Origin of the sequence: Azospirillum argentinense, from assembly GCF_000632475.1 — a bacterium.
GTDB classification, from domain to species: Bacteria; Pseudomonadota; Alphaproteobacteria; order Azospirillales; family Azospirillaceae; genus Azospirillum; species Azospirillum baldaniorum.
Window position 1 is genome coordinate 2,618,211 of the sequence record NZ_CP007793.1, and the last position, 14,236, is coordinate 2,632,446.

Consider the following 14,236-nt stretch of genomic DNA (forward strand, 5'->3'; position numbering starts at 1 on the left):
CCGGCAACCCGCCACGCCGCGAGACGCGCATGAACCGCCGCCAGTTCTCCAGCCTGCTGCTCTCCCTGCCGGTGCTCCCCTATGCGGCCCCGCTCGCCGCGCAGGAGAAGGTTCCCGCCCTGGGGGAGGAGCTGACCCCCTTCGGCGCGGTGCGCGACGCCAGCCGGACGCGGGCCATTCCGGCCTGGAAGGGCGGGCTGACCCAAGCCCCCGGCGGCTGGAAGCCGGGCACCCCGTTGCCCGATCCCTACGACGAGGATGGGCGCTGGTTCACTGTGGGACCGGCGGACATCGACCGCTACAAGGTCCGCCTGTCCGCCGGCCTCCAGGAGATGCTGACCAAGTATCCGTCCTTCGAGATTCCGGTCTTCCCCAGCCGCCGCAGCGCCGCCGCCCCCCAGCGCGTCTACGACGAATCGATCGAGAACGCCAAGCGCGCCCGGCTGGGCGAGAACGGTCTGGCGCTGAGCGGGGCGCGGGTGGGCGTGCCCTTCCCCATCCCGGCCAACGGCGTGCAGGCGATGTGGAACCACATCCTGCGCTGGCGCGGCAATTTCTTCAGCCGCACCGGCGCCACCATCCTGCCGGAATCCGGCGGCATCCACACCGCGGCGGTCTACCGCGAGGACTGGCAGTCCAGCTACGCCGCCGGGATCGACGGCGGCCGCCCCTTCCACTACCGCCGCACCACCCTGATGCCCAAGGCGGAGGCCGGAACCACCCTGCTGCTGCACGGCACGCTGAACCCGATCCAGTCCGGCTTCGCCGCCTGGTTCCGCCAGGGGGAGACCGGCAAGCCCGTCCGCGCGCCCGACTTCGTCTACGACACGCCGGACCCGGCCAGCGGCGGCATCCGCACCGCCGACATGCTGGACATGTTCAGCGGCCCGCTCGACCGCTTCGACTTCGCGCTGGTGACGCGGCGGGAGATGTATGTGCCCTACAACGCCAACCGGATGAACACGCCCGGCCTGGCGCCGGTGGATTTCCTGTGGCTGGGCCACCCCAACCCGCAATTCATGCGCTACGAGATGCACCGGGTGTGGATCGTCGAGGCGCGGGTGAAGCCCAACTTCCGCCACGCCCTGCCGGAGCGCACCTATTATCTGGACGAGGACACCTGGCAGATCGTCATGGCCGACCATTACGACGCCAAGGGCGATCTGGTCCGCTACGCGGAAGCGCACGGGATCGCCTATCCCCAGCTGCCCGTCTTCGCCCCGGCGCTGGAGATCACCTACGATCTCACGGGCGACCGCTATGTGGTGAGCGGCCTCGACAACCAGCTCGCCCCGCCGGACTTCGCCAAGACCCTGCGGCCCGAGGACTTCGCCCCCGACACGCTGGAGCGCAAGCGGCGGCGCTGGTGAGGCGGCTGGGGTGAGGCGGCCGGCGGGAGGTCAGTGCCGGACCGGGCCGGCCACCCACTGGCTGACGATGGTTTCGGCCTGGAAGGGCGGGGTTTCGGGATGGTGGTAGCGGAAGACGGTCACCGCCGCCTCCAGCGCGTAGCGCTCCGGCTGGCCGCAGTCGCACAGGCCGGCGTAGCAGCGCTGGACCGCGTCGCGGCAATTCAGGCTCACCGCGGGGTAGGGGTCGATCGTCAGCCAGCGCATGCTCTTCATCGACGCTCCCCGCCTTGCCCAGAGTTGCCGTCCAGCGCGTCGCCGCCGTCGAGAGACACGCTGTCGAGCGGAACGCCGTAGATTTCCAGCCGGTGACCGACGATGCGGTAGCCCAGCTCCCGAGCGATGCGCTCCTTCAGCGCCTCCAGCTCCGGGCTGGCGAATTCGATGATCCGCCCGCTGCGCGTGTCGATCAGGTGGTGGTGATGGTCGGTGGACGCCTCTTCATAGCGGGCGCGGCCGTCGCCCAGGTCCACCTTCTCGATCACCTGCGCGTCTTCAAGAAGGCGCATGGTGCGGTAAACCGTGGCGATGGAGATGCGCGGGTCGATCAGGACGGCGCGGCGGTGGACCTCCTCCACGTCGGGATGGTCCTCCGACTCCGACAGGACCTGGGAGATGACCCGGCGCTGGCCGGTCATCTTCAGTCCCTTTTCCAGGCACAAGGATTCGAGACGCGACGTCATTGCCCCACCGCCTTTGCCATCCGTTGCGCCGCCGTATCCCGTGATCCGGGGCGCCATGCTGCAGCGCGCATCATAATACTGAAATTCATTCGCAATCCTATACCCCGTTTTTTTGTCCGGGAATTAACGCGGCAAAAGGCCGCACGCCCGGTGCGACGGCGCCACCCTCCCCTCACTGTCTCCTGCCAAGGACGGCCGACATAGGGACATTTCCGGTCCGGAACGAGGCCAAGGCCCTTGTTTGCTTGCCAAAAGCCGCCCCACCGCCTATGTGTGTCCGGTCGATTTTGCTTTGGGGCTGCCGGCTCCTCGTCGTCCCGGTACCGGCGCCACTTGCGCCTTCCCACGGTGAATTGATGGCTCCGCGCACTCCCGCGGCGGAGCGCCCCAAGCCACGCCGCCCCCGGCAGAGTCCGGGCACGGCCCAGGTGCAGCCTCTGTTCACGTGACCAGGACCCTCCCCGTATGACCGAATTCAGTGGCCTCGGCCTGATCGAGCCCCTTCTGCGCGCCGTCGCCGAAGAGGGTTACCAGACCGCCACGCCGATCCAGGCCGGCGCCATCCCCGTTCTTCTGGAGGGCCGCGACGTGCTCGGCCTCGCCCAGACCGGCACCGGCAAGACCGCCGCCTTCACCCTGCCGATCCTGCAGCGGCTGTTCCAGAACAAGAAGCGCGTGCAGGCCAAGGCGCCGCGCACGCTGATCCTGACGCCGACGCGCGAGCTGGCGCTGCAGATCGGCGAGAGCTTCCGCACCTACGGCCGGCACCTGCCGATCCGCCGCACGGTGATCCATGGCGGCGTCGGGCAGAGCCCGCAGGTCGCCGCTCTGGCCCGCGGCACCGACGTGCTGGTGGCGACTCCGGGCCGCCTGCTCGACCTGATGGCCCAGAAGCAGTGCGTGCTCGACCAGATCGAGATCTTCGTCCTGGACGAGGCCGACCGCATGCTCGACATGGGCTTCATCCGCGACGTGCGGAAGGTGGTCGCGGTCCTGCCGAAGCAGCGCCAGACCCTGCTGTTCTCCGCCACCATGCCGGAAGCCGTGGTCGAGCTGGCGCACAGCATCCTGACCGACGCCGAGCGGATCGAGGTGGCGCCGCAGTCCACCACGGTGGAGCGCATCGCCCAGCGCGTGCTGTTCGTGGACCGCGCCGACAAGCGCCGCCTGCTCGCCGACCTCCTCCAGGAGGGCGCCATGGAGCGGACGATCGTCTTCGCCCGCACCAAGCACGGCGCTGACCGCATCGCCGACCATCTGAAGAAGGCCGGCGTCCCGGCCGACGCGATCCACGGCGACAAGTCGCAGTCGGCCCGCGTCCGCGCGCTGGAATCCTTCCGCAGCGGCGACCTGAAGGCGCTGGTGGCGACCGACATCGCGGCGCGCGGCATCGACATCGACGGCATCACGCACGTCATCAACTTCGACCTGCCGAACGAGCCGGAGAGCTACGTCCACCGCATCGGCCGCACCGCCCGCGCCGGCACCGACGGCAGCGCGGTATCCTTCTGCGACGCCGAGGAGGTGGCCTATCTGAAGGCCATCGAAAAGACCATCCGCCAGCCGGTTCCGGCGGACCACGACCATCCCTACCACGCGTCGGTGGTGGCGGCGATCCACGCCTCCTCCGCCAAGCCGCCGAAGCCGGCGCCCAAGCAGCCGCGTCCGGGCCGCGGTCAGCCGCAGCAGCAGGCCGGCGGCAACAAGCCGCAGGGCCAGAAGCCTCAGGCACCGAAGGCCCACGGCGCGAAGCCGCCGGCGCCGCAGGGCGCGCGGGTTGCCGGCGCCACCGGCGACCAGCCGCTGAAGGCCAAGGTGTCGGCCAACCAGCAGAACCGCCACAACCGCCGCCCCGCTCCGCACGGCGGTCAGCCGGGCGGGAACAAGCGGTCCGCGGCCTGAAGTCTGTCGGGTGCGCGGCGGGCTCACCGCCCGTCGCGCACCGCCCGGTTTGCCACAGCCTGCTCGTCGATCAGCGCGCCACGGGTCGGCGCGGCACCGCTGTCGCCGTAGCGCTGGACCTGGACGCCCCCGCCGAGCTGTTTCGTGATGGCCGCGGCGATCACGTCCCGCCGCTGCGCGTCGGACGGGGCGGCGGTCTGCCGCTCCAGCGCGCTCCAGTCCAGCCGCGCCGCAAGCCCGTTGCTCATTTGCGTCTGCTCGTCCCGCCAGACGGCGGCGACGACCTGGCCGCCCTGCCGGAACACGGTGTGGGCCTGCACGGCGCGGCCGCGCGCCGCGACTGCCGGGTCCACGGCGTTCGGGTCCGCCGCGATCCTCATCTGCTGCTGAAAGGCGGAATTGCCGACCCCGACGCGCGCCATCATCTCCGGACTGGCCTTGGTCGCCGCGGAGAAGCGGGTGACCACGCCGCCGTTCAGCGCGTACGCTCTTGATGATTCAAATCCCGGCGCGGCGGCGGGCAGGCTGCTCATGGGACACCTCACGGTTGACCGGAAAAATTGCTTCGGCAATTTTCCATTAGCAGCTTCCATGCCATTCCGATGACGCGGAAACATGGGCTTTCGCCGAGGCGAGGGGAAAAACGGACCGTCGGCCTGGGCCGGATCTTCCCTTCCGGGGTGAATGAAATGCCGATGGCGTCAAAGCATTGATGCCGGAGTCACCGCGCGAAAATTTGTCCCATGTCCTGGAAGCTCTTGAACTCCAGGGCGTTCCCGCTCGGGTCGAGGAAGAACATGGTGGCCTGCTCGCCCACCTGACCCTTGAAGCGGATCTGCGGCTCGATGAGGAAGCGCACGCCTTCGGCCTTCAGCTTGTCGGCCAGCGCGTGCCAGTCGTCCCAATCCAGGATCACGCCGAAATGGCTGGCCGGCACGTCCTCGCCATCGACCGGGTTGGTGGCGCGGGTCCCGGCATCCTCCGTCACATGCGCCACCACCTGATGGCCGTAGAGGTCGAAGTCGATCCAGCGGTCGGACTCACGCCCCACCCCGCAGCCCAGCAGGCCGGCGTAGAAAGCGCGCGCCTCCTCCTTGTCGCGGACTGGGAAGGCGAGGTGGAAGGGCGGAACGGGTTTGCGGTCGGTTGCGCTCATGCTCGTCGGGGTCTTCGCCCCCTCCCTGCTGGTGATTGCCCGAGCAGTCTACTCGGGCAATCACCAGCCTGTCTCGGGATCGAACAGGTGAGTCAGGCGATCCCTTCGGCCGCCAGCGCCGCAGCCACCGCCGGGCGCGCGGCGACGCGGGCCATGTAGGCGGTGATGTTCGGGCAACCGTCCAGCGGCAGGCCGACCCGCGGCGCCCAACGCAGCACCGTAAAGCAATAGGCGTCAGCCACCGTGAAGCGGTCGCCCGTCAGGTAATCCTTGCCGGCCAGCCCGGCCTCCACCACCGCGAACTTGGCGGTCAGCGTCTGCTTGACGATGTCCTTGAAGGCGTCCGGCGTGGTCGGGCGGAACAGCGGGCTGAAGGTCTTGTGCAGCTCCGTCCCGATGAAGTTCAGCCACTCCAGCACGCGGTAGCGCTCCATCGTCCCGACGGCCGGCAGCAGACCGCTCTCCGGCACACGGTCGGCGATGCACTGAACGATGGCGGCGCCCTCGGTCAGGACGGCGCCGTCGTCGAAGGCCAGCGTCGGCACTTGGCCCTTCGGGTTGACGGCCAGGAAATCGCTGCCGTCCTCCAGTTTCTTGGCGACGAGGTCGACGGCCGCGACGTCGAAGGCCAGGCCGCTTTCGCGCAGGACGATGTGCGGCGACAGCGAGCAGGCGCCCGGCTTCAGGTAGAGCTTCATGACGTTTCTTATCCTTGTTTCCGGCGGGACATGACGGATCGACAGTGGGACACGGGGCACCGGCGATTGCAACCGCCCCACCCCGTTCAATCCGCCAGACGCCGTCCGCTCTCCGAGTCGAACAGGTGCAGGGCGTCGGGTGGCGCGCCGACGCGCAGGGTTTCGCCCTCGCGGCAGGACGGCAGGCCGGCGACTCGGACCACCAGCGCTTCCCCGTCCGGCAGGCGGCCGTAGACCACCGTGTCGGCGCCCAGCGCCTCCACCAGATCGACCGTGACGATCAGCGGCCCGTCGCCGGGCGTGACAGCGAGATGCTCAGGGCGCACGCCCAGCTTGACCGGCCGTCCGGCCATGTCGGGGCGTGGGCGCGGCAGGAGGAAGGCGGTGCCGCCGGGCAGCGCCACCGCCTGCCCGGCACCGTCGAAGCGCGCGTCCAGCACGTTCATCGGCGGCGACCCGATGAAGCCCGCCACGAACAGGCTGGCCGGGCGCTGGTAGACCTCCAGCGGCGTGCCGACCTGCTCGGCCACCCCGTGGTTCATGACCAGGATGCGGTCGGCGAGCGTCATCGCCTCCACCTGATCGTGCGTCACATAGAGGCTGGTGATGCCCAGCCGATCCTGGAGCCGCTTGATCTCGACGCGCATCTGGGTGCGCAGCTTGGCGTCCAGGTTGGACAGCGGCTCGTCGAACAGGAAGGCGGCGGGCTCGCGCACGATGGCGCGGCCCATGGCGACGCGCTGCCGCTGCCCGCCGGACAGCTGGCTGGGCCGGCGGTCGAGGAAGCGGCCAAGCTCCAGGATTTCCGCGGCCTTGGCGACGCGCGCCTGGATCTCCGCCTTGGGCAGGCCGCGGATCTTCAGCCCGTAGGCCATGTTGTCGAACACGCTCATGTGCGGGTAGAGCGCGTAGTTCTGGAACACCATGGCGATGTCGCGGTCCTTGGGCTCAAGCCCGTTGACCACCCGCCCACCGATGGCGATCTCGCCGCCGGTGATGCTCTCCAGCCCGGCGACCATGCGCAGCAGCGTGGACTTGCCGCAGCCCGACGGGCCGAGCAGCACGAGGAACTCCCCGTCCGCGACGCTGATGTCGATGCCCTTGATGGCCTCGACGGAGCCGTAGAACTTGCGGACCCGATTCAGATCGACCGTTGCCATTTCTTATTTCTCGCTGTCCACAAGGCCTTTGACGAACCAGCGCTGCATCAGCACGACCACCGCCACCGGCGGCAGCATGGCCAGCACCGTCGTCGCCATGATGAGGTTCCAGTCGGTCGCGGCCTCGCCGTTGCCGATCATCTTGGTGATGCCGATGACCACCGTCTCCATCTCCGCGCTGTTGGTGATCAGCAGCGGCCAGAGATACTGGTTCCAGCCGTAGATGAAGAGGATGACGAACAGCGCCGCGATGTTGGTGCGCGACAGGGGCAGCACCACGTCCAGGAAGAAGCGCAGCGCCCCCGCCCCGTCGATCTTCGCGGCCTCCACCAGCTCGTCCGGGATGGTCAGGAAGAACTGCCGGAACAGCAGCGTCGCCGTGGCCGAGGCGATCAGCGGGATGGTCAGCCCGGCGTAGCTGTCGATCAGGCCGAGGTTGGCCACCACCTCGTAGGTCGGGATGATGCGCACCTCCACCGGCAGCATCAGCGTGATGAAGATCATCCAGAAGAAGACCATGCGCAGCGGGAAGCGGAAGAAGGCCACCGCGTAGGCCGAGATGATCGAGATGGCGATCTTGCCCAGCGCGATGACCAGCGCCATGACCAGGCTGTTCCACATCATGATGCGCACGGGCGTGTGCATGACGCGGTTGCCCTGCGATTCGCTCCAGGCCGAGGCGTAGTTGTTCAGCATCTCCCCGCCGGGCGTCAGCGGCAGGTTGCCGCGCCCGATGGTGGCGGCGTCCCAGGTCGAGCCGATGATCGTCACGTAGATCGGGAAGGCAAAGATCAGGACGCCCAGCATCAGGATCAGGTGCGGAACCATGTCCATCAGGCGCCCGCCGGAGCGCGGGGTGTCGCGGTCGCGGGTCATGAATAATGCACCTTGCGCTCGACGAAGCGGAACTGGATGGCGGTCAGCGCGATGACGATGACCATCAGGATCACCGACTGCGCCGAGGAGCCGCCCAGGTCGTGGTTGACCACACCGTCCTGGTAGACGCGGAAGATCAGCGTCTCCGTGGCCTTGCCCGGCCCGCCATGGGTCAGGGCGTGGATCGTGCCGAAGGTCTCGAAGAAGGCGTAGACGATGTTCACCACCAGCAGGAAGAAGGTCGTCGGCGACAGCAGCGGGAAGGTGATCGTCCAGAAGCGGCGCACCGCCCCCGCCCCGTCGATGCTCGCCGCCTCAAGGACGGAGCGCGGGATGGCCTGCAGCCCGGCCAGGAAGAAGATGAAGTTGTAGGAGACCTGCTTCCAGCTCGCCGCCAGGATGACCATGGTCAGCGCCTGCCCGTCGTTCAGCCGGTAGTCCCAGGCGTAGCCGAGGTTATTCAGCGCGCGGCCCAGGATGCCGATGTCCGGGTTGAAGATGAACATCCACAGCACCGCCGCCACCGCGGGGGCCAGCGCGTAGGGCCAGATCAGCAGCGTCTTGTAGGCCGACGCCGCCCGGATCTTCGAATCGGCCATCACCGCCAGCCCCAGCGCGGAGGCCAGCGACAGGACGGTCACCGACGCGCTGAAGATGATGGTGGTCTTGACCGTCTCCAGATAGTTCGGGTCGCTCAGCACCGCCTGGAAATTCTCCAGCCCGACGAACTGGCTGCGCAGCCCGAAGGCGTCCTGGAGATGCACCGACTGCCACAGCGCCTGCGCCGCCGGCCAGATGAAGAAGATCAGCGTCACCGCCACCTGCGGTGCCAGCAGCAGGTAGGGCAGCGCCCTGTTGTCGAAAATCACGCGACGTTGCATGGAATCCCTTTCAACCCTCTCCCCTCCGGGGAGAGGGTGGCCCAGAGGGCCAGTGAGGGGGTTGCGCATCGCGGAGCGTCCGGCACAAGCGCATCCCCCTCACCCCTGCCCTCTCCCCAGAGGGGAGAGGGAGTTACGCTCAGTTCTTGTTGGCGCGCTCGAAGTTGCGCAGGACCGTGTCGCCGCGCTTCACAGCGTTGTCCAGCGCCTGCTGGGCGGTCTGCTGGCCCTGGAACGCCTTCTCCATCTCCTCCTGGATGATGTTGCGGATTTCCGGCAGGTTGCCCAGCCGCAGCCCCATGGTGTTCTCCGTGGTGGCGGTGCGGGTCAGCTGCTCCGCCGGCACCTCGGCGCCGGGGTTCTTGTCGTAGAAGCCTTCCTTCTTCGCCAGCTCGAAGCCCTGGAGTGTCACCGGGACGTAGCCGGTGTCCATGTGCCACTTGGCGTCCACCTCCGGACGGGCGAGGTAGCTGAAGAAGGCGGCGACGGCCTTGTACTCGTCGGCGGTGCGCTTGGGCGAGGTCATCACCCAGAAGGCGGCGCCGCCGATGATCGAGTTCTTCGGCGACGCGATGGCGTCCGGCCAGTAGGGCAGCGGCGCAGCACCCCAGTTGAACTTGGCCTCCTTGATGATACGCCCGCGCAGGCCGGACGACGCCTGGATCATCGCGCATTCGCCCGACGGGAACAGCGAGTCCGCGGCGTTGTCGCGACCGCCGTAGCGCAGCGCGCCTTCCTTCTGCAGGTCGATCAGCGTCTGGAGATGCTTCACGAAGAACGGGTCGTTGATCTTCAGCGTGGCGTTCAGCCCGCCGAAGCCGTTGGCCTCCGACGCGAAGGGCTTGTCGTGGAGCGCGCCGACCTGTTCGAACTGCGTCCAGGTCGGCCAGGAGAAGGTCATCGGGCAGGTCACGCCCGCCGCCTTCAGCTTGCGCGCCGCATCGGCCACCTCCGGCCAGGTCGCCGGCGGCTTGTTGGGGTCGAGCCCGGCCTTCTGGAAGGCGTCCTTGTTGTAGAAGGTGATGGTGGTGGAGCTGTTGAACGGCAGGGCCATCATCTTGCCGTCCTTGGAGCTGTAATAGCCCCGGACCGCCGGGATGTAGGCCGCGGCGTCGAAGCCCGACCCCGTCTCGCTCATCAACTGGTGCACCGGCTTGATGGCCGGGCCGGCGGACAGCATGGTGGCGGTGCCCACCTCGAACATCTGCACGACGTGCGGGGCGTTGCCAGCGCGGAAGGCGGCGATGGCCGCCTGCATCGTCTCCGGATAGCTGCCCTTGAAGGTCGGGTTGACCTGGACCTTGTCCTGGCTGTCGTTGAAGCCCTTCACCACCTGCTCGAGCTGGCCGCCGAGCGGCTGGGGCAGGCCGTGCCAGAATTCGACGACGGTCTTCTGCTGGGCGTAGGCGGCGCCGGTGAAACCGGCGGCGAGCGCGAAGGCGGCCGTCGAGACGGCGAGCTTGCGGCGGGTCAGCATGGTGGTCTCTCCCTGGAACCAATCGATTGCGTGATGTGCTGACATGCAGGGCGCGGGTTGCGGTCCCGCGACGGTCTTGTGAAGATTTGGTGACGTGTCCGGAACACGCGCGCAGGGGCGCGCCGCATCCGCTCTTCGCGGTTGCAACGTCGGTCCTGCGTAAGGCATGGAACGGGACTTAAGGCGGTGATGGATGCTGCGCCGGCATCTGTGGTTTTCCTCCCCGCATGTGTGTTTCTTTTTTGCAAGCCTTAAGGACAGAGGGGGAGGCTGTCAATCAGCCGTACGTATCAGTACGGACTATCACCCTTACGTCATCTCTCGGGGTGCCATGTTTGGGCGAGCGCCCACAGCGCGGCGTCGTCCCGGCACAGCGACCCGGCCAGTTGCGACAGGCTGTCCCCCATCAGGCCGGAGGAGCGCAGCAGGCAGTAGGACCGGCTTGGCGCCGACAGATAGTGCGATGCCGTCGGGGGCGCGACCGGCGGCGCGGGATACAGCGCGGCAGGCGGCGGGCAGTAAAAGGGCTGCGCACCGGGGTTGTAGCCGGGCACCAGCCGGTCCAGGCCGGGCCGGGGACCGAAGACGCAGCCGCGCTGGTCCCAATCCAGGCTCGTCGTCTGCGCGGCGGCGGGCAGGACGACGAAGGCGGCCATCGTCATCCCCGCCAGACAACCGGCCAGCCGGCACCCTGCTTCGCGATGCATGCTTTCCTCCGATCCCGGGCCGCGCCTATGGCGCACCCAGACCATGACGCCGGGGCCGGCGGGCCGTGAACGGCCCCGGCCTTCGGAGGAAGTATGCGCGCTCCATCGACGCCCGGCGCGGCGCCGATGGACGGGTCGGCAAGCGCAAGCGAGGACGGCGCTCTCTGTTCGTTCGGTGGGAGAGAGCGCTCCGGCTATTCCGGCAGGATGCCCATCGACGTCGCGAAGGCCGTCATGTCCGCCCGGAAGCTGTCCTCGACCGCGACGGCGACCGGAACATTCTCGGCGGCACGGGTGTAATCGTAACCGTCGTAAGCATGGCGCAAGGCGTGCCGGAAGGACCTCAGCTTCTGAAGGCGACCAGCCGTTTCCGACGTGATCATGGCCGGACGCAGCCCCGCGACGGGCGCGGCGGCGCGGCGGATCAACTCGGCATGATAGGCCGCTCCGCTGGGCAAGCCGCCGTCCACCGCCTGCACCAGCCGCTCCAAGGCGCACTCCATGGCGCCATAGCCATTGTGCAGCATCAGGCCGATCGCGTACTCGCGATCCATGCGCAGATCGTCGGAAAGCGGTCCACCCGTGTGAAGGGCATCGGCCCGCATCGCCGCGTTTCGGATGTTCGTCCGCGCGGCGTCCAGGTCCCGCTGGATGTCAGCCCAGAGCGCCGGGTTCGCGGCCATGGCGCATCACGCGGTCTCGGAGGGACGGCGACAGGAAACGATCCGGAATGACATCGGCCTCGAACCCGGCGATGGTCAGAAGGGTGTCCACATCCGCCGCCACGTCGCTGTCCATCCCCGCCGGCACGCCGATCAGCGCGACGTCGAGGTCGGACCGCTCGTGAAATCCTCCCTCGGCCAGCGATCCGAACACGACGAGCCACCCGCCGGCACGGCGCGCCACGGCGTCGGCCTGCTGCAGCGCCCGCAACGCCGCAGCGCGGCGTTCCTCAAGGCGGCGGCGGCGGATGTCGTCGTATCGCGGATGAACCGCGCCGGTGGTTCCCATGGCTGTTGTCCGAATCCGATCAACGCTGGCCCAGAAGCCGATTGGACTGGAGAGAGCATAGCCGAAATACCGTGGCTGCGCAGCGGCTTCGCTGTCCGCCGAACACGCCGTCACGCCGCGCTGCTGCTCTCGACCGGCAACGCCTCGGCGCTCGCCGCCGCCAACGGGACCTCCACCGCGAAAACCGAGCCCTTGCCGGGCACCGAGCGCAACGAGACCGGCAGGCCCAGCAGCGTCGCGAGGCGCCGCACGATGGCGAGGCCGAGCCCCAGCCCGTGTCGGCGGTCGCGGTTCGGGTTGCCGAGCTGGCGGAAGTCGTCGAAGATCGCCGACTGGTCGGCGGGGGCGATGCCGAGGCCGGTGTCCCACACCTCGATGCGCAACGCGCCGCCGCGCCGCCGCGCCGCCAGCAGCACGCCACCCGACTCGGTGAAGCGCAGGGCGTTGGACAGGATCGGGCGCAGAAGCTGTTCCAGCAGCACCGGGTCGGTGCTCACCTCCGCGTCCGCGGGGCGGACGTTGAAGCGCAGGGCCTTGGCGTCGGCCTCCGGCGCGAACTCGTTGAGCAGGCGGCCCAGCGTCTCGTCGATGGGGAAGCTCTGCACCTGCATCCGGACCAGCCCGGCCTCCAGCTTCGACACGTCCAACAGCGCGCGCAGAAGCCCCTCCGCCGCCTCGATCGACATCTCCAGCTTCTCGCCGAGATCGCGCGCGCCGGGATCGGTCAGGCGGCCCATCAGCAGATGGTGGAACAGATGCATGGCCTGGAAGGGCTGGCGCAGGTCGTGGCTGGCCGCCGACAGGAAGCGCCCGATGGCGGTGCGCCCCGTCTCGGCCTCCTGGCGGACCCGCTCGGTCTCGGCCTTCGCGCGCTCGGCCTCGGCGCGGGCGGTGGCCAGAGCGGCGGCGTTGGTGTCGGCGATGGCGGCGACCGCGGTGACGACCCCATCCGCGTCGCGCACCGGGCTCAGCACCATTTCGCCACGGGGCAGCAGGCCGAAGGCCGACACCGGGGTCCCGGTGAGCACGACACGGCGGACCTGCGCCTCCACCTGGGACACGATGGCCGCCGGAACGCCCAGCTCGGTCAACTCCTTGCCGTCCGCCTCTTCCGGCAGGCAGCCGAAGGCCGCGGCAAAAGCCTGGTTGACCACGAGAAGCCGCGCGTCCAGCCCAAGCAGAGCGTGAGCGGCGCCGTTGGCGGAGACCAGAGCCTCAAGCCAGATCGCACGATCAGTCATATGACCTTCGGTTGAGTTCTTTCTGGTATACTCGCCCACAACTTCACCGCAAAAACTGAGATTGCAGCACATTTATTCGGCCACTTGGGCATCGGAGTCAAATATCACATGCAAAACTCACTTGGGACAAATTCCGTTTGAATGTGAAGGACAACGCCCCATTGGCCCAAGCCGGCCACGCAGGCTATAAGTCAGGTATGCTCTTCCGCCGCAAATCCCATCCCTCCAAAGCCCAGGCCAAAACCCAGGCTCCACGCCCCAAGGCCCCGCGCGCCCTGGCGGTCGCCGGCCTGCCCGCGCCGCTGGAGTTGCGGGAAAGCGCCCGCGCCCGCCGGATGACCCTGCGGGTGGACGCCGGGCGCGGGCTGATCCAGGTGGTGATCCCGGTGGGCGTCCCGGAGGCCGAGGCGCTGCGCTTCGTCGGGCGGCACGACGGCTGGGTCCGGGCGCGGCTGGCCGCCCTGCCACCGCAGCTTCCCTTCGCCGACGGGGCGGTGGTGCCCTACCTCGGCATCGATCACGTCGTCCGGCACAGTCCGGACCTGCGCGGGGCGACCCGGCGCGAGAACGGCGCGATCCTGGTCGGCGGCCGGGCGGAGCATGTCGCCCGCCGGGTGCGCGACTTCCTGATGGCGGAGGCGCGGCGCGAGTTGGCCGAGCGGTCGCGCGCCAAGGCCGCGCTGATCGGCGCTCGGGTCGCCGCCGTCACCGTGCGCGACACCAAGAGCCGCTGGGGAAGCTGTTCCGCCACCGGACGCCTCTCCTTCTCCTGGCGGCTGATCCTGACCCCGGAGTCCGTGCTGGATTACGTGGTGGGGCACGAGGTGGCGCATCTGCGCGAGATGAACCATTCCCAGCGCTTCTGGACGCTGTGCGCGCAGCTGACCGGCGACGTGCGCACGCCGCGCCTCTGGCTGAAGGCCAACGGCGCGCGGCTGCTGCGGTATGGCGAAGGGGGCAGCGAGGGCGGTGGCGAGGGGACGGAAATGGTTTCACCTGCAAATGACGGTCATGCCGAAACGCCGTGACGGGGTC

Annotated in this window: 16 protein-coding genes; 3 read left to right on the forward strand and 13 right to left on the reverse strand. The window is 68.6% G+C overall.

Translation table 11 applies throughout. The features are described from left to right. Positions 1-29 precede the first annotated feature (29 nt). Positions 30-1,370 carry a DUF1329 domain-containing protein gene (locus tag ABAZ39_RS12295; RefSeq protein ID WP_038529718.1) on the forward strand — a complete coding sequence of 447 codons (1,341 nt, stop codon included), beginning with the start codon at positions 30-32 and terminating at the stop codon, positions 1,368-1,370. A 30-nt stretch (positions 1,371-1,400) separates the two neighbouring features. On the opposite strand, the gene ABAZ39_RS12300 is transcribed toward ABAZ39_RS12295, so the two are convergent. Further along, on the reverse strand, positions 1,401-1,625 hold the full coding sequence (locus ABAZ39_RS12300; protein ID WP_014241688.1) for a hypothetical protein: 225 nt from the start codon (positions 1,623-1,625) through the stop codon (positions 1,401-1,403). Further along, positions 1,622-2,092 carry a Fur family transcriptional regulator gene (locus tag ABAZ39_RS12305; protein WP_051657984.1) on the reverse strand — a complete coding sequence of 157 codons (471 nt, stop codon included), beginning with the start codon at positions 2,090-2,092 and terminating at the stop codon, positions 1,622-1,624. The genes ABAZ39_RS12300 and ABAZ39_RS12305 overlap by 4 nt, the downstream gene beginning before the upstream one ends. 465 nt (positions 2,093-2,557) lie before the next feature. Between ABAZ39_RS12305 and ABAZ39_RS12310 the strand changes: the two genes are divergently transcribed. After that, on the forward strand, positions 2,558-3,994 hold the full coding sequence (locus ABAZ39_RS12310; RefSeq protein ID WP_038529720.1) for a DEAD/DEAH box helicase: 1,437 nt from the start codon (positions 2,558-2,560) through the stop codon (positions 3,992-3,994). A gap of 23 nt (positions 3,995-4,017) precedes the next feature. Here the strand turns inward: ABAZ39_RS12310 and ABAZ39_RS12315 are convergent, their stop codons facing one another. The 11 genes from ABAZ39_RS12315 to ABAZ39_RS12365 all read right to left on the reverse strand — a co-directional run bounded on the left by ABAZ39_RS12315 (position 4,018) and on the right by ABAZ39_RS12365 (position 13,201). After that, positions 4,018-4,527, reverse strand: a complete 510-nt coding sequence (locus ABAZ39_RS12315) for a hypothetical protein (protein WP_038529722.1) — start codon at positions 4,525-4,527, stop codon at positions 4,018-4,020. A 188-nt stretch (positions 4,528-4,715) separates the two neighbouring features. Beyond that, positions 4,716-5,150, reverse strand: coding sequence for a VOC family protein (locus ABAZ39_RS12320; protein ID WP_038529724.1), 435 nt, complete (start codon positions 5,148-5,150; stop codon positions 4,716-4,718). A gap of 92 nt (positions 5,151-5,242) precedes the next feature. Next, complete coding sequence (gstA, locus tag ABAZ39_RS12325) at positions 5,243-5,848, reverse strand: glutathione transferase GstA (protein ID WP_038529726.1); 606 nt, start codon at positions 5,846-5,848, stop codon at positions 5,243-5,245. An 86-nt stretch (positions 5,849-5,934) separates the two neighbouring features. Next, a complete protein-coding gene (locus tag ABAZ39_RS12330; RefSeq protein ID WP_038529728.1) occupies positions 5,935-7,008 on the reverse strand; it encodes a sn-glycerol-3-phosphate import ATP-binding protein UgpC in 1,074 nt (357 codons plus the stop codon). 3 nt (positions 7,009-7,011) lie between these two features. Continuing rightward, positions 7,012-7,884, reverse strand: a complete 873-nt coding sequence (gene ugpE / locus ABAZ39_RS12335) for a sn-glycerol-3-phosphate ABC transporter permease UgpE (protein ID WP_081862990.1) — start codon at positions 7,882-7,884, stop codon at positions 7,012-7,014. Further along, the gene (ugpA, locus tag ABAZ39_RS12340) at positions 7,881-8,765 is read right to left on the reverse strand and encodes a sn-glycerol-3-phosphate ABC transporter permease UgpA (protein WP_038529730.1); all 885 of its coding nucleotides are present in this window, start codon (positions 8,763-8,765) and stop codon (positions 7,881-7,883) included. The genes ugpE and ugpA overlap by 4 nt, the downstream gene beginning before the upstream one ends. 139 nt (positions 8,766-8,904) lie before the next feature. Beyond that, on the reverse strand, positions 8,905-10,242 hold the full coding sequence (gene ugpB, locus ABAZ39_RS12345) for a sn-glycerol-3-phosphate ABC transporter substrate-binding protein UgpB (RefSeq protein ID WP_038529732.1): 1,338 nt from the start codon (positions 10,240-10,242) through the stop codon (positions 8,905-8,907). 314 nt (positions 10,243-10,556) lie between these two features. Continuing rightward, the gene (locus ABAZ39_RS12350; protein WP_144243530.1) at positions 10,557-10,949 is read right to left on the reverse strand and encodes a hypothetical protein; all 393 of its coding nucleotides are present in this window, start codon (positions 10,947-10,949) and stop codon (positions 10,557-10,559) included. Between the two features lie 194 nt (positions 10,950-11,143). Then, positions 11,144-11,632, reverse strand: coding sequence for a ribonuclease toxin HepT-like protein (locus ABAZ39_RS32990; protein WP_051657985.1), 489 nt, complete (start codon positions 11,630-11,632; stop codon positions 11,144-11,146). Next, positions 11,604-11,960 carry a nucleotidyltransferase family protein gene (locus tag ABAZ39_RS12360; RefSeq protein ID WP_038529736.1) on the reverse strand — a complete coding sequence of 119 codons (357 nt, stop codon included), beginning with the start codon at positions 11,958-11,960 and terminating at the stop codon, positions 11,604-11,606. Before ABAZ39_RS12360 ends, ABAZ39_RS32990 begins: the two co-directional genes overlap by 29 nt. A gap of 110 nt (positions 11,961-12,070) precedes the next feature. Beyond that, the gene (locus ABAZ39_RS12365; RefSeq protein WP_051657986.1) at positions 12,071-13,201 is read right to left on the reverse strand and encodes a PAS domain-containing sensor histidine kinase; all 1,131 of its coding nucleotides are present in this window, start codon (positions 13,199-13,201) and stop codon (positions 12,071-12,073) included. A 197-nt stretch (positions 13,202-13,398) separates the two neighbouring features. Between ABAZ39_RS12365 and ABAZ39_RS12370 the strand changes: the two genes are divergently transcribed. Next, positions 13,399-14,229 (forward strand): M48 family metallopeptidase, encoded by an 831-nt coding sequence (locus ABAZ39_RS12370; RefSeq protein ID WP_051657987.1) that lies wholly within the window; start codon positions 13,399-13,401, stop codon positions 14,227-14,229. Positions 14,230-14,236: the final 7 nt, after the last annotated feature.

Coding starts and splice junctions, on each gene's coding strand:
- ABAZ39_RS12295 (WP_038529718.1), top strand. CDS start 30: ATGAACCGCCGCCAGTTCTCCAGCCTGCTGCTCTCCCTGCCGGTGCTC.
- ABAZ39_RS12300 (WP_014241688.1), bottom strand. CDS start 1,625: ATGAAGAGCATGCGCTGGCTGACGATCGACCCCTACCCCGCGGTGAGC.
- ABAZ39_RS12305 (WP_051657984.1), bottom strand. CDS start 2,092: ATGACGTCGCGTCTCGAATCCTTGTGCCTGGAAAAGGGACTGAAGATG.
- ABAZ39_RS12310 (WP_038529720.1), top strand. CDS start 2,558: ATGACCGAATTCAGTGGCCTCGGCCTGATCGAGCCCCTTCTGCGCGCC.
- ABAZ39_RS12315 (WP_038529722.1), bottom strand. CDS start 4,527: ATGAGCAGCCTGCCCGCCGCCGCGCCGGGATTTGAATCATCAAGAGCG.
- ABAZ39_RS12320 (WP_038529724.1), bottom strand. CDS start 5,150: ATGAGCGCAACCGACCGCAAACCCGTTCCGCCCTTCCACCTCGCCTTC.
- gstA (WP_038529726.1), bottom strand. CDS start 5,848: ATGAAGCTCTACCTGAAGCCGGGCGCCTGCTCGCTGTCGCCGCACATC.
- ABAZ39_RS12330 (WP_038529728.1), bottom strand. CDS start 7,008: ATGGCAACGGTCGATCTGAATCGGGTCCGCAAGTTCTACGGCTCCGTC.
- ugpE (WP_081862990.1), bottom strand. CDS start 7,884: ATGACCCGCGACCGCGACACCCCGCGCTCCGGCGGGCGCCTGATGGAC.
- ugpA (WP_038529730.1), bottom strand. CDS start 8,765: ATGCAACGTCGCGTGATTTTCGACAACAGGGCGCTGCCCTACCTGCTG.
- ugpB (WP_038529732.1), bottom strand. CDS start 10,242: ATGCTGACCCGCCGCAAGCTCGCCGTCTCGACGGCCGCCTTCGCGCTC.
- ABAZ39_RS12350 (WP_144243530.1), bottom strand. CDS start 10,949: ATGCATCGCGAAGCAGGGTGCCGGCTGGCCGGTTGTCTGGCGGGGATG.
- ABAZ39_RS32990 (WP_051657985.1), bottom strand. CDS start 11,632: ATGGCCGCGAACCCGGCGCTCTGGGCTGACATCCAGCGGGACCTGGAC.
- ABAZ39_RS12360 (WP_038529736.1), bottom strand. CDS start 11,960: ATGGGAACCACCGGCGCGGTTCATCCGCGATACGACGACATCCGCCGC.
- ABAZ39_RS12365 (WP_051657986.1), bottom strand. CDS start 13,201: ATGACTGATCGTGCGATCTGGCTTGAGGCTCTGGTCTCCGCCAACGGC.
- ABAZ39_RS12370 (WP_051657987.1), top strand. CDS start 13,399: ATGCTCTTCCGCCGCAAATCCCATCCCTCCAAAGCCCAGGCCAAAACC.